The organism is Psychrobacillus sp. NPDC093200 (genome assembly GCF_050280345.1).
Lineage (GTDB): Bacteria > Bacillota > Bacilli > Bacillales_A > Planococcaceae > Psychrobacillus > Psychrobacillus faecigallinarum.
In genome coordinates, this window is sequence record NZ_JBNNVC010000002.1 from 742,035 (window position 1) to 755,718 (window position 13,684).

General features: G+C 36.0%; 12 protein-coding genes. 11 read left to right on the forward strand and 1 reads right to left on the reverse strand.

Annotated features, from left to right (window positions below; genetic code table 11):
• Window positions 1-17 precede the first annotated feature (17 nt).
• The 5 genes from ACQKNZ_RS11380 to ACQKNZ_RS11400 all read left to right on the forward strand — a co-directional run bounded on the left by ACQKNZ_RS11380 (window position 18) and on the right by ACQKNZ_RS11400 (window position 6,113).
• Window positions 18-1,550 carry an alpha-amylase family glycosyl hydrolase gene (locus tag ACQKNZ_RS11380; RefSeq protein WP_427660155.1) on the forward strand — a complete coding sequence of 511 codons (1,533 nt, stop codon included), beginning with the start codon at window positions 18-20 and terminating at the stop codon, window positions 1,548-1,550.
• A 114-nt stretch (window positions 1,551-1,664) separates the two neighbouring features.
• Entirely contained in the window at window positions 1,665-3,329 is a 1,665-nt protein-coding gene (locus ACQKNZ_RS11385) for an alpha-glucosidase (RefSeq protein ID WP_340863170.1), read from the forward strand.
• A 135-nt stretch (window positions 3,330-3,464) separates the two neighbouring features.
• Window positions 3,465-4,508: a LacI family DNA-binding transcriptional regulator gene (locus ACQKNZ_RS11390; RefSeq protein ID WP_144536399.1), complete on the forward strand. Its 1,044-nt coding sequence runs from the start codon at window positions 3,465-3,467 to the stop codon at window positions 4,506-4,508.
• A 143-nt stretch (window positions 4,509-4,651) separates the two neighbouring features.
• Complete coding sequence (locus ACQKNZ_RS11395) at window positions 4,652-5,194, forward strand: GNAT family N-acetyltransferase (protein ID WP_144536401.1); 543 nt, start codon at window positions 4,652-4,654, stop codon at window positions 5,192-5,194.
• A gap of 103 nt (window positions 5,195-5,297) precedes the next feature.
• A complete protein-coding gene (locus ACQKNZ_RS11400; protein ID WP_144537184.1) occupies window positions 5,298-6,113 on the forward strand; it encodes a ZIP family metal transporter in 816 nt (271 codons plus the stop codon).
• 144 nt (window positions 6,114-6,257) lie between these two features.
• Here the strand turns inward: ACQKNZ_RS11400 and ACQKNZ_RS11405 are convergent, their stop codons facing one another.
• Window positions 6,258-7,928, reverse strand: a complete 1,671-nt coding sequence (locus ACQKNZ_RS11405; protein ID WP_340863168.1) for a ribonuclease J — start codon at window positions 7,926-7,928, stop codon at window positions 6,258-6,260.
• A 224-nt stretch (window positions 7,929-8,152) separates the two neighbouring features.
• On the opposite strand from ACQKNZ_RS11405, the gene ACQKNZ_RS11410 reads away from it, so the two are divergent.
• The 6 genes from ACQKNZ_RS11410 (at window position 8,153) to ACQKNZ_RS11435 (ending at window position 13,646) form a co-directional block, all read left to right on the forward strand.
• A complete protein-coding gene (locus ACQKNZ_RS11410; protein ID WP_144537186.1) occupies window positions 8,153-8,446 on the forward strand; it encodes a PadR family transcriptional regulator in 294 nt (97 codons plus the stop codon).
• Entirely contained in the window at window positions 8,443-9,531 is a 1,089-nt protein-coding gene (locus ACQKNZ_RS11415; RefSeq protein ID WP_340863167.1) for a DUF2812 domain-containing protein, read from the forward strand. Before ACQKNZ_RS11410 ends, ACQKNZ_RS11415 begins: the two co-directional genes overlap by 4 nt.
• A gap of 382 nt (window positions 9,532-9,913) precedes the next feature.
• Window positions 9,914-10,969 carry a ribosome small subunit-dependent GTPase A gene (gene rsgA, locus ACQKNZ_RS11420; RefSeq protein ID WP_427659769.1) on the forward strand — a complete coding sequence of 352 codons (1,056 nt, stop codon included), beginning with the start codon at window positions 9,914-9,916 and terminating at the stop codon, window positions 10,967-10,969.
• 36 nt (window positions 10,970-11,005) lie between these two features.
• Window positions 11,006-11,989, forward strand: a complete 984-nt coding sequence (locus tag ACQKNZ_RS11425; RefSeq protein ID WP_340863165.1) for a phosphotransferase enzyme family protein — start codon at window positions 11,006-11,008, stop codon at window positions 11,987-11,989.
• Between the two features lie 260 nt (window positions 11,990-12,249).
• A complete protein-coding gene (locus ACQKNZ_RS11430) occupies window positions 12,250-12,429 on the forward strand; it encodes a hypothetical protein (RefSeq protein ID WP_144536412.1) in 180 nt (59 codons plus the stop codon).
• Between the two features lie 86 nt (window positions 12,430-12,515).
• Window positions 12,516-13,646 carry a serine hydrolase domain-containing protein gene (locus ACQKNZ_RS11435; protein WP_340863164.1) on the forward strand — a complete coding sequence of 377 codons (1,131 nt, stop codon included), beginning with the start codon at window positions 12,516-12,518 and terminating at the stop codon, window positions 13,644-13,646.
• Window positions 13,647-13,684: the final 38 nt, after the last annotated feature.

Sequence of the window (13,684 nt, forward strand, 5' to 3'; positions counted from 1 at the left end):
GGCGGGGGTGTGTGACTATAAAAAGGTGTTTACATTTACTAATATTGCTAGTGCTTTTAGTTAGCTTCAATCCCTATCATGCTTCTGCTAATGTAGATGCTACAATGCAGGATGAGATTGTCTATATGATTATGGTGGACAGATTTAATAATGGTGACACTTCAAATGATAAGGACGCTAACCTAGAAGATCCTTATGCCTATCATGGTGGGGATTTTAAAGGAATAATGGATAAGCTTGATTATATAAAAGAAATGGGTTTTACAGCTATTTGGCTGACGCCCATCTTCGAGAACACTCCAAAAGGGTACCATGGGTATTGGACAAAAGATTATTATAAAACTAACGAGTATTTCGGTACAATGGAAGAATTTAAAGCGTTAGTGCAAGAAGCTCATGAAAGAGACATAAAGATTATCTTAGATTTTGTTGTGAATCATGTTGGACCGAATCATGAATGGCTAAATGATCCCTCTAAGGAAGAGTGGTTTCATTCAAATCAGCCAATTTCTAATTGGAATGACCAAGCTGAAGTTGAAAACGGATGGTTGTATGACCTCCCTGATTTAAATCAAAGCAATCCAGAAGTAGCTGCATATTTGATAGAAGCTGCAAAGTGGTGGATCAAGGAAACCGATATAGACGGTTATCGTTTAGATACAGTTAAGCATGTTCCTAAGGAATATTGGATCGATTTCTCGAGTGCTATTAAAGCTGAAAAGGAAAACTTTTATCTTATAGGTGAGGTATGGCATGATAATCCAAATGTAATTGCTGAATATGAAGAAACAGGGATTGATGGCTTTTTTGATTTTTCTCAAAATGATAGCCTTCGTACAGCTTTTGAGAAATCTAACCAATCACTTGGCTGGTTATTTTCAAACGTTGAAAGAAACGAAAAATTATTTAATCGTTCCAATTTTCTCGGCCAATTTATTGATAACCATGACATGACTAGATTTAGTAATTTGGTACTTAACCAAAAAGAAGAGCCTAAATCTCAACTCAAGAAGAGTCTTACCTATTTGTACACCGCTCCTGGTATACCGATAATTTATTATGGGACTGAAATAGCGATGGATGGCGGAAATGACCCTGACAATCGAAGAATGATGCAATTTGATAGTGAAAACGATTTAGTTGACTATATTTCCATACTTGGGTCGTTAAGGACAGAACATCTTTCCCTTACAAGAGGAAAAATGGAGGTCCTTCACGAGGATGAAGGAATAGCTATATATTCTAGAGTGTATGAAGAAGAAACAATTGTGGTGGCTATTAATAACACTTCAGAGAAACAAAGGGTCGTTCTAGAGGGAAAGCTAGAAAATGGGAAACGATTAATGAGCTTGCTGTCGGACACTGTTATTAAATCTAACGGCAACCAGTACACGATTAATATAGAAAGTGGTCAATCAGAAATATACGAGCTAACGGATAAAGCTGACACTAACTGGTTGTTTATAGTCTTATCTTCAGCCGTATTAGGTTCATTTATAATAATTCTCACATTGGGAATTAGAGAAGTTAAAAAACGATCAGTATTTTAGTTTATGCTAACCCTCTCTGTATACCGTGGATAGCATGATGCTATCATCCGGATAGCCGATTGGTTGTGGCTACATATACTTAAAAAAGCTTAAGCGAGAGGAGTATTTTATTACATGAAGAGAAATTGGTGGAAAGAAGCAGTCAGCTATCAGGTATACCCTAGAAGCTTTATGGATAGTAACGGGGATGGAATAGGTGATCTGCGTGGAGTAATCTCAAAACTAGATTACTTGAAGGATTTAGGTATAGACGTAATATGGGTATCTCCATTTTACAAATCTCCAAATGCCGATAATGGTTACGATATAAGTGATTACCAAGGTATTTCAGAGCAGTATGGAGACATGAAGGATTTTGATGAGTTATTGGCAGAAACTCATGCCCGTGACATGAAACTTATTCTAGATCTTGTTATTAATCATACAAGTGACGAGCATCCTTGGTTTGTTGAATCACGTTCTTCTATAGATAACCCAAAAAGAGATTGGTATATATGGAGAGACGGTAAAGGTACTGAGCCGCCAAACAATTGGGAGAGTATTTTTTCTGGTAGTGCTTGGGAATACGATACAGCGACAGCGCAGTATTATATGCACCTTTTTGCCATTAAACAACCAGACTTAAATTGGGAAAACAAAGAAGTAAGAATAGCATTACATAAGATGGTCAATTGGTGGTTGGACAAAGGAATCGATGGTTTTCGTGTAGACGCTATCAGTCATATTAAAAAACGTGAGGGTTTTCCTGATATGCCAAATCCAGAAGGCAATCAGTACGTTTCCTCATTTGACATGCATACTAACCAACCAGGTATACAGACATTCCTAAGCGAATTAAAAGAAGAAACGTTCGCAAAATATGATATTATGACGGTCGGAGAAGCTAATGGCGTTGGTATAGACGAGGCAGACGAATGGGTTGGTGAGACAAACGGGAAGTTTGATATGATTTTTCAGTTTGAACACCTTGGACTTTGGAATAAGGATAAAAATAAGACTGTTGATGTGCTCGGACTTAAAAAAACACTAACAAAATGGCAAAAGGGACTTCACGAAAGAGGTTGGAATGCACTCTTTCTAGAAAACCATGACCAAACAAGAAGTGTTTCTAGCTGGGGAAATGACCAGGAATATTGGAATGAAAGTGCAAAAATGCTGGGTGCTTGTTATTTCTTAATGCAGGGTACACCTTTTATCTATCAGGGCCAAGAAATTGGCATGACGAATGTTCAGTTCCCTTCTATAGAAGATTATGACGATATCGGTATGCAAAATTTTTATGAGATCGAAATTGCAAAAGGTCGTCCTCATTTGGAAGTAATGGAAACCATTTGGACAAACGGAAGGGACAACTCACGAACTCCAATGCAATGGGATAATTCTGAGAATGCTGGATTTACAAGTGGTACTCCATGGATGAACGTTAACCCAAACTATTCTAATATTAATGTACAGGCTCAGCTTAAGGATGAGAATTCCATCTATCACTTCTTTAAAAATATGATTAAGCTTCGCAAGGAAAATGAAGTTTTTGTATATGGCTCTTATGATCTATTATTAGAAAATGACCCAGATGTATATATTTATAAACGTTGTCTGAATGAAAAGACAGCAGTTGTCCTATGCAACTTCCGTAACAAAACGGTAGAAGTTAATCTTCACGAGTTGGAGCAAAAGGATTACCATCTTATGTTAAGCAATTATAAAGAAACACCTGATTCACTAACAGAGAAAGTGATATTAAAGCCATACGAAACGAGAATATATTTGTCAAAGTAAGAAAGCTCTGAGGAATAGATACAGTCACTAGCAATTGGTCATATGACTTAATTGGCCTAGTTAATAATAACACTTATCTATATAATTATATTTTACAGAAACATTATGAAAACAGAAAAAGAGTGGTGATATCCTGTGGCAATTACGATTAAAGATGTAGCAAAATTAGCAAATGTCGCTCCCTCAACCGTCTCTCGGGTAATTGCCAATAATCCCCGGATTAGTGAGAAGACAAAGAAGTGTGTTAGAGAAGCAATGGAGCAGCTAGGATATCATCCTAATTTTATTGCACGTAGTCTTGCTAGCCAATCGACAAAGGTAATCGGTCTAGTATTGCCTCCATCGACTGGTGCATTCTTTCAAAACCCATTCTTTGCTGAGGTTATGCACGGATTAAGTGAAGGAGTGCATGAAAAGCATTATGCACTTCAGATGACTACTGGAACGACTGAGGAAGAACTATTCAATGGTGTAGTGCAGATGGTTCAGGGGGGTAGAGTGGATGGAATTATACTCCTTTACTCTCGAATAAATGACGATATCTTAAACTATTTGAGATCTAGAAACTTTCCATTTGTAATGATTGGGAAGCCTTATGAGCATGTGGCAAAAATCACTCATGTAGATAATGATAACTTCCTAGCAGCGAAAGAGGCAACAGAGTACCTTATCGGTCTTGGACATGAGAATATCGGCTTTATCGGGGGCAGTCCTAACCTCACAGTAACTTTGGACAGACTCCATGGCTATAAGGCAGCTCTGCAAGAAAATGATATATCTTTGCAAGAAGATTATATTATACATTCTGAACAATTTCTAAGAGAGGGTGGCCAGAAAGCAGTAAGTAAACTTTTCTCGGGTACCATTTCTCCTACAGCGTTAATCGTTACAGATGACTTGATAGCGCTAGGAGTTGTAAACTCTCTTACAGAAATGGCAATTGACATTCCGAGTCAGGTTTCCATTATAAGCTTCAATAATGCTTTGTTTGCGGAAATGTCTCGTCCACCTCTAACATCCATTAATATCAACATAGTTGAATTAGGATATCAGGCAGCCAGAAGCCTGATTCAGGTGTTGGAGAATGAAAATGAACCAGTAAAGCGTATTATCATTCCGCATCAACTAGTAGTTCGTAACTCATGTGCAGTGTCACAAAAAAACGTTTTCGAAAGATAGTAGTCCATTTTAAAAAGTAAAATGGTTATCCGAATAATTTGGATAACCATTTTTATGTTTGATAATATTATTATGTAAACAAATAAAATATTTCCATTATTGTAAAGTTAATTTATAATGCTCTATAAGGAGGGAGATATACTATGTTTACATTTAATATTGACGAAAAAACTAAACTAAAAATGCTAGATTTACGGGACTCGGAACAAGTGTTCGATTTGACTATCATGTCCAAGGATACATTAAAGGAATGGTTACCTTTTATTGATTTTACAAAAACTGTTTCTGACACGGAGAATTTCATCAAATCTACTATGAAACAGTTTAGTGAAAATAATGGAATCCAAGCAGGGATTTGGTATGAAGACAATCTTGCTGGTATAATTGGTTTTCATAAAATTGACTGGAACAACAAATCTACGAGCATTGGATATTGGTTGGGCGATGCCTTTGTTGGCTATGGCCTAATGACTAAATCAGTAAAGGCATTTGTAGATTATGCATTAATCGATTTAGGATTAAATCGTGTAGAAATCCGAGCTGCGGTTGAGAATAAGAAAAGCAGAGCAATTCCTGAAAGACTTGGGTTTACCCATGAGGGAACTATTCGTCAATCAGAGTGGCTATACGACCATTATGTCGATCATGAGGTCTACGGCATGCTAGCAGCCGATTGGAAGAAATAATGATTTAAATAACCAGGTTGGTACCGTTTAATTTCTTTATTATTAAATTCTCTACAAAATCATATAGTGATAATAAAAGAAGACAAAGAAGGGACAGGAAATGATGATTGCGTACATATCCACGCTTAGCCCAGTTATGCAGGCATTATTAGCAACTTTGTTTACTTGGGGAATGACAGCGCTAGGCGCCTCCCTAGTGTTTACAACAAAGACAGTAAACCAAAAATTAATGGATGGTATGCTTGGCTCTGCTGGCGGAATAATGATTGCAGCAAGCTTTTGGTCGCTTCTTTCCCCTGCTATAGAGATGTCAAAAGAAGGCCCTTTTCCAGTTTGGTTTCCAGCAGCTGCTGGATTCCTCTTGGGTGGATTTTTCCTTTGGATCGCAGATAAAATCATCCCCCATATGCACCCTTCCTCTCACACCAATCAAACCGAAGGGATTAATCCGAAGGGGAAAAGAAGAAGTACACTGCTTGTCTTTGCAATCACTTTACATAATATTCCGGAAGGTCTAGCTGTCGGTGTCGCTTTTGGAGCAGTTGCAGCTGGTCTCGATTCAGCGTCTTTAACTGCAGCTGTAGCTCTAGCAATCGGAATTGGTATTCAGAACCTTCCTGAGGGGGCAGCGGTTGCAATGCCTCTAAGAAGAGAGGGGATGTCTCGTAGAAAGAGCTTCTTTTATGGACAATTCTCTGGAATGGTAGAACCAATTGCTGCAATTATCGGTGTCTTAGCAGTGTCCTTTATGTCTCCAATCTTACCTTTTGCTCTTGCATTCGCAGCTGGTGCTATGATTTTTGTTGTAGTGGAGGAGGTAATTCCTGGTTCACAGGAATACGGAAACGGAGATTTGGCAACTGTTTGCTTGATGATTGGATTTACAATTATGATGATTCTAGATGTAGCTTTTGGATGATGGCAAATAGGGTGAACGGTCATAATTTTTTTTATCCGGTCATAAAAGATCTCTGAACGGTTATAAATCTTGCCTATCCGGTCATAAAAAATTCTATCCGATAAAAAATCAACGCATCCTTTTTACTAGGATGCGTTGATTAGTTTAAATTTCAATAATAATAGGCAAAATCATCGGTTTTTTCTTTGTTCGTTTGTAAATCAAGTTTTCTACGGAGTTTTTAATATTCTTTTTGAGGGTACGTTGGTTTTTATTGTTATCCCATTTTTCTACAGTAGTGCGTACATTTTGATTGATAGAGTTAATAAGCTCTTCTGAATCTGGTCCATATACAAAGCCTCTTGTAAGAGTATCTGGACCATTCCATATTTTCTTCAGCCCTTTTTGTAGACTTACGACTATAACAATCATTCCATCTCCAGCAAGAACCCTGCGGTCACGAAGAATTATTTCTCCTACATCTCCTATACCGGAACCGTCCACAAAAACATCACCGGCCTCTATCGAGCGAGTTTGTATGACCTCATTTTCGGTAATAATATCGACAACATCCCCATTGTTCAGTAAAAATATATGGGAACGCTTAACACCGATCGACTGTGCGAGCTCTCTGTGAATATGCAGCATGCGATATTCACCATGTATAGGGATAAAATACTTTGGCTTCATCAAGGTCAGCATGAGCTTCAGCTCTTCTTGGTAAGCATGGCCAGATACATGCATCCCTGTTGCGCTTCCTGAACCATATATTACATTCGCTCCTAGGCGCAATAGATTGTCTACAACCCTCGTAACATTCGTTTCATTTCCAGGGATAGGGCTAGAAGAAAAGATTACTGTATCTTCTGGGAGAACTTCTAATTTACGGAACCGAGAGCTGGCTAGTCGAGAAAGAGCTGCCATTGGCTCACCTTGTCCACCTGTACAAAGAATCGCCACTTCTTCTGGTGACATTGAAGGAACCTCGCTTTCCTCTAGCAACATTCCTTCTGGTATTTTTAAATATCCTCGCTGAGTCGCTACCCTAACTACATTTACCATGCTTCTTCCAAGTAAAAGAATCTTTCTGTTGTTTCTAATGCAAGTGTCAACTATTTGCTGTACCCTGTGTACGTTTGAAGCGAAAGTAGTAATGAAAATTTTGCGAGTTGCCTTTCTAAAGGTTTCATCCAAATGTTCTTCTATTAGCCTTTCCGACGGGGAAGAGCCAGGTCGCTCTGCATTCGTACTTTCTGAAAGTAGCAATAGTACTCCGTCCTGACCAATTGCTGCCATACGATGTATATCTGCAGCTTGCTTATCCACGGGAGTCCAATCAAATTTAAAGTCTCCTGTATGCACTATTGTGCCTAGTGGCGTTTGAAAGGCTATACCAAGGCAATCTGGTATGCTATGGCTCGTCCGAAAAAAGGTTGTCCGAATAGTACCCAGCCTTAAGACATTATCCTCGTCTATCATAAAAAGCTTACTATCTCGAAGAATTCCATGTTCCTTTAACTTAATTTCAATCAAGCCCAGCGTCAGATTTGTGGCATAAACGGGTACATTCAACTGTTTTAAAAAGTAAGGTATTCCACCAATATGATCCTCATGACCGTGTGTGACAATCAAACCACGTATTCTATCCTCATTTTCCTTCAGATAGGTGATGTCAGGAATGATTAAATCTACGCCTGGAAGACTTTCATCGGGAAACTTCCCTCCACAGTCGATTATTACAATATCATCGTGTGATTCAATAACATACATGTTTTTTCCAATTTCATTTATACCGCCAAGCGCAAACACGGAAACGGTAGAATTTTTTGTATTCAAAAAAATACCTCCTGATTAAATAAACTATTTAAAGTATGAACTTTAAATAGTTTATTTATGAGGGAAAATCATGAAAGAAATTTTTATATTGCTTAACTAGTAAATATTAGGTTAAATTTTACATGTTTTGCTTGGCAAATATGTCACGTCGTGATATAGTCGTATTGTGACATAGTACAAAAGGGTGGAGCAGCTTGGATAAATTAATCAAGAAATACATACCAATGACCGAAACAGCTTTCTATATACTTTTTTCATTGACTGAGCCACGGCATGGTTATGGAATTATCAAAAGAGTAGAAGAACTGACTAACGGCAGACTACATTTAGGATCTGGCACTATTTATGGAACGCTCACTAAAATGCAGAACGATAAAATGATTTCTGTATTTTCGGACGAAAAGAGAAAAACAATTTATGAAATTACCGAGCTTGGCAAGGTTATCATTCGGAAGGAAATGGAGCGTTTAAAAGAAGTACATAGCAATATTTTGCTTTATGAGGGGGAGTTCGATTGAAACAGTTCAAATTATTTTGGAGCTATCGTATATCATCCACTGAACGTTGGCTAGAAAGGATGGCTTATAAAGGCTATATACTCAAAGACATTAACAGATTCACACGGATATTTACGTTTGATAAAACTGTGCCTCCTAACAAGGTTACCTTTTCAATACAATATAATTCCGGAGCGTTATCAGAAAGCTTAAAAAGCGATGGCTGGCAGGAGCATTCAACTACCGGTAAATGGGGTATTTTAAAAAATGAAGATATAAATGTTTCTTTTTATCCCTCCCGTGAAAGCTTGTTCAAAAGGATTCGTTTGCATGCGTATTTATTTCTTATGCTGTCCATATTTTATTTATCAACTGGCCCTATTAACTTGTTAATTTTTGAAACCATAAATACTAATGACCCTAATTATGCAGCACTTATTATTACCGTACTAGTATTCTTGGCTTTAGCAGGACTATCGACTTTTGTTTTCATTTCCTATAGAACTTTTGAGAAAAAAACTTTTAATCTTAAGGACGAAATAAAATACGATAGAAAAAAAATAAGGAAAATTCGATTAGCATGGATGTATCAGCCACTCCAGACTAAAATATGGTTGGATGAGATGCATCATAAGGGCTACGAGCTTGAAAGTGTATTTGCTACAATCTTTTCTTTTGTTCCCTCTAGGCACGAAAAGATTGCATATGAGGTTACATTTGAACCAAAACTTAAATCTGATTATTATATAATTCATAAAGAAATAGGATGGAAACTAAAATATACATCTAATATGTCTTTATTAAATTACTCTATTTGGGCGATGCCTTATGACGAGGCTAATAATAAACCAGCATTCTCCTATGACGTATCAGAAAAGCGACTCCAAATAAAAAAAGCCTTTAGGATGAATATGACAATCGCTATATTCTTGTTGTTTGTATTAGCACAGTCCATGTATATGCAATGGGTTCTTGACACAGATTCTTCTACAATTAATACTGTTTTAAAGTACCTTTTAACATGTATGACTATTTTTTGGATATTATTATCTGTCAAAATCATCACTGGATATAGGAAAGAAAAAAATTTACTAAAAGAATCCTAGAAATAGGATTCTTTTTTTTTTCTTCCAAGGAATTTTGCCATTGGACAAGATAAGTTATTGATTTATCAATAATTGAAATGGTATAATTTTCTTACAATTACTGAAGGGAGTGAGATTAAGCAATGACTAATTTAATGAAGATAACCTTGGAATTATATTTATTGCATCTCACTCATGCGGACTAAGTTATTAGGCTTTTAAACTTATTAATATAGGACATGTCAAGAGAGAAAATTGACTTTTTGTAAAGAAGAACGGAATGTCTAGTCACAGGGTTATTTTATATATCCTGTGGCTTTTTTCGTGTGAGTACAAAATATATTAAATAAATATAATTCCAGTTGTTCTTCTCCAAATTTATAACTAACTGGGGGCAAAATTAATGGAACCACATTTACTAGGTTGGAATGCTAATTTTGATGAATATTTTAGACCTTATAAAATAAAAGGTCTAAGAGCTGGTAGAGTGACATGCAAAATAAAAGATAATTATCTTGTAACATTTGAAGAGAAATCAATTACAGCTAGAATAACAGGAAGGTTTAGACATAATGCTCAATTAAATAAAGATTTTCCGGCAGTTGGAGATTGGGTAGTGTACGAAATTAAAAATAGTAATCCTCATGCTTTCATTCACGCTATTTTACCTAGAGAAAACACTTATGTAAGGAAGCTTCCTATCTCTGGTGGGAGAAAATTAAAAAATGGTGTTATTGGAGGAGGAAGAACAGAAGAACAAGTAATAGCTTCAAACATTAATACAGCATTTTTCGTAGTTGGCTTAGATAATAATTTTGAAATTCGACGTATAGAAAGATTTTTAACTTTGATTTATAACAGTGGAATTGAACCAGTAGTTATTTTAAACAAAGTAGACTTATGTATTAATATTGCCGAATATATAAATCAAGTGAAAGAAATAGCAAATAAAGTAACTGTTCATTCTGTCAGTGCAGAAAAAAATGTAAATATGGACGTTTTCTTTAAATATTTAATGTCTGGAAAGACAGTTATATTTCTTGGATCATCTGGAGTAGGAAAATCAACAATAACTAACTTCTTGGTGGGTAATGAAATACAAAAAATACAGTCTATTAGTAAATTAACGGGCAAAGGAAAGCATACAACTACAAATTGTGAACTTATTTTCCTTCAAACTGGTGGCATAATCATAGATACCCCTGGTATAAGAGAATTGCAGCTATGGGGAGATGTAGAGATACTTGACCAAAGTTTTGAGGAAATCAAACAACTGAGTTACCATTGTAAATTTAAGAATTGTCAACATCGAGAAGAACAGGGCTGTGCCATTCAAAAAGCCATACATGATAAACGTCTAAGTCAAAGCAGAGTTAATAGTTATAAAAAACAGTTAGCTGAATTACAGAGATTAGATACAAGGAGAAGAGATTTCAAGAAAAAATTAAACAAAAAATGATGCAATATATCTTTAAGTAAAGGGAGTTGTCAGTTTATGTTGAAATTGAAATATCTTTTTAAAAATGAGGATTTAGCAGAAATGTTGTTAAGAAGTTGGGAATTTGATGAACGCTCTCTTGAAATGTTCAAGTACTACAGAATATCTTCAAATGCTATTTATCCATTTCAAGCCAAAGGCAAAACTCATTTTTTAAGATTTTCTCCAAAAACGGAGAAATTCGAAGAAAATATTTTAGCAGAATTGGACTTTATTTCATACCTTCGATCCAAAAAGTATGGAGCAGTAGAAACTGCTGTATCAAAGAATGGGAAGGAGCTCGTCAAATTACAAACTCCATGGGGCGTATACTTTGCCTCTGTATTTAAACGTGTTGTAGGTGTGCAAATCATCAAGACCGATTTAAGTGACACAGTTATTTTCAATTATGGAAAAGCTTTAGGAAAGCTCCATCAGTTATCCAGTGAGTATAAAACTTCACAATACAAACGATGGTCATATAGCGACGTATTAAATTGGATTCACAATATTCTAGTTGATTTTCCTCTCGAAAAATCTGCATTGAAGGAAACCCTGTTATTACAAGATTATTTTGACTCAATTCCTAAGACAAACAACAATTTTGGACTGATTCATTATGATTTTGAATTTGATAATGTATTCTATGATGAAGAGTATAACTCTTGTAACGTTATTGATTTTGACGATGCCATGTATCACTGGTATGTAATGGATATCGAGCAATCACTTGATAGTTTACAGGATTGTATTCTGCCTGATATTTTTCAGCAGCAAAAAGAAAGCTTTTTGGACGGATATCGTACTGAATTTGAGATATCAGAAGATATGATGTCAATAATGCCAGCTTGTAGACGATTTGCAAATTTGTATAGTTATGTGCGTATTCTACGATCTGCGGAAGAAAAGTGGGACCAGGAACCGGAATGGTTAGCAGGTTTAAGAAAGAAATTAACAGAAGCTATGAAGAATAAATCATTGTGTTTTGGAATGGAAATATAATATTAGCCTTTTTATAGACCGACCATCGTAACATCCTCTAAACGAGGGACGGACTAATAAATCAACAAGTTATATTTGACTAAAAAGCCTGATTTCCTTCTAATTTATAGAGAAACAGGCTTTTATACTTGATATTAACTTAAAGTAAATCCACATTTTACTGATGTCATTTTCATTAAACTTAAAATTCGAAACTTTCTCAATGTTTTTCCGTATGTATATTAAGTGAACATACTATATCTGAAGAAGGAGAGGATGTTATGCATTGGATTATGTGGATTTTTTGGGGTTTCTTTGCTGCTATCATAATAGGTGCCTATCTCGTAGATCGGTTAAGTAGTAGGAATTATAACTTAACGCATAAGAAGACAATGAATCAAGTAGCCGCTCAAGCCAACTCAGACAGAGAGGTAGATCGTTACAACAACCAATTGTTCTAACTATATAAAAATGCAGCATAGGGTGTGGCATTAACCAAAAAGGAGCACTTTAATTAGAAAATTTAGCAATATGTAGGGAGCAAATAATGAAAACAATTGATAAAAAGATAGAAGAAATAAACAGTTTAATAAATGGAGTCATAGAAGAACAAGGAGTCGGGATTACTGTCTCTATAGTTAAAAAAGATGAACTAATTTTTGCAAAAGGATACGGTTACGCTCAGTTGGAGCCTACTACGAGCCTAATTGATGAAAATACAATCATGAGTATTCAAAGTGTAACAAAAAACTTTGTAGCAGTCTGCATTATGAAGCTTGTTGAAAAGGGCAGCATCCAACTCGATACACCAATCATTAAGTATTTGCCTTATTTCAGAACAAAAGATAAAAACTTAAGCGATCAAATAACTGTAAAACATGTTTTAAGCCATACAACAGGCTTTCCAGCTGATTTAGGTATAGCCAATTTAGTTGCTCCAAATGTTAAAGAAATCTATTCAGACACACCTACTGAATGGAGTGAGGCTCTAGCCTATTATAGGTTAGTAGAAGATGAATTAACTAGTATCCATACTAGAGAGGATATTACTAGGTGGTTTCGAAAAGTTAAGCTAGAATCACCTCCTGGACATGATTGGAACTATTGTACAGATGCATATGTTATTTTGGGAGATTTAATCGAGAAGGTTACCGGGGATAGCTGGGAGACTTTCCTTCAAAATCAGTTCTTAACCCCACTACAAATGACGCGAACTACTACAGATACAAATATCATTCTGACTGACAATAATTACGCAAAATATTATTTAGGTACCGACAAGGTTGAAACCCCTTATCCAATGAATTCTTTGGCTGCTCCAATAGGCTTTCTTTACTCTACAGCAACAGATTTGGCCAAGTATATGTCCTTTCATTTGAACTACAGTTCAAGGGAAATGCTAGAAAATACTCTCAAAAAGCAAATGCAAAATCCTGTATGTCGAGTGTCAGAAGAGTGGGATAATGAAACTAATACATGTTTTTATGGATTAGGCTGGTTTATCGAGGACTATAAGGGAAAAACCATCATCGAGCACGGCGGGGGACAGATGGCTGTAAGGGCATTAATCTCATTAATTCCAGAGGAAAACATTGGGGTAGCTGTTCTATTGAATTTTGATAGCACCGTCCATCGTTATATTAGCAGTAAAATCATAGATATTTTGCTAGATTTATAGATAAGAAAACCAATTTAAGGATGATTTTAAACATAGTT

Bases quoted from the DNA above. Each gene is read 5' to 3' on its own strand.
- ACQKNZ_RS11385 (WP_340863170.1), top strand. From the start codon at position 1,665: ATGAAGAGAAATTGGTGGAAAGAAGCAGTCAGCTATCAGGTATACCCT.
- ACQKNZ_RS11395 (WP_144536401.1), top strand. From the start codon at position 4,652: ATGTTTACATTTAATATTGACGAAAAAACTAAACTAAAAATGCTAGAT.
- ACQKNZ_RS11400 (WP_144537184.1), top strand. From the start codon at position 5,298: ATGATTGCGTACATATCCACGCTTAGCCCAGTTATGCAGGCATTATTA.
- ACQKNZ_RS11410 (WP_144537186.1), top strand. From the start codon at position 8,153: ATGACCGAAACAGCTTTCTATATACTTTTTTCATTGACTGAGCCACGG.
- rsgA (WP_427659769.1), top strand. From the start codon at position 9,914: ATGGAACCACATTTACTAGGTTGGAATGCTAATTTTGATGAATATTTT.
- ACQKNZ_RS11425 (WP_340863165.1), top strand. From the start codon at position 11,006: ATGTTGAAATTGAAATATCTTTTTAAAAATGAGGATTTAGCAGAAATG.
- ACQKNZ_RS11430 (WP_144536412.1), top strand. From the start codon at position 12,250: ATGCATTGGATTATGTGGATTTTTTGGGGTTTCTTTGCTGCTATCATA.
- ACQKNZ_RS11435 (WP_340863164.1), top strand. From the start codon at position 12,516: ATGAAAACAATTGATAAAAAGATAGAAGAAATAAACAGTTTAATAAAT.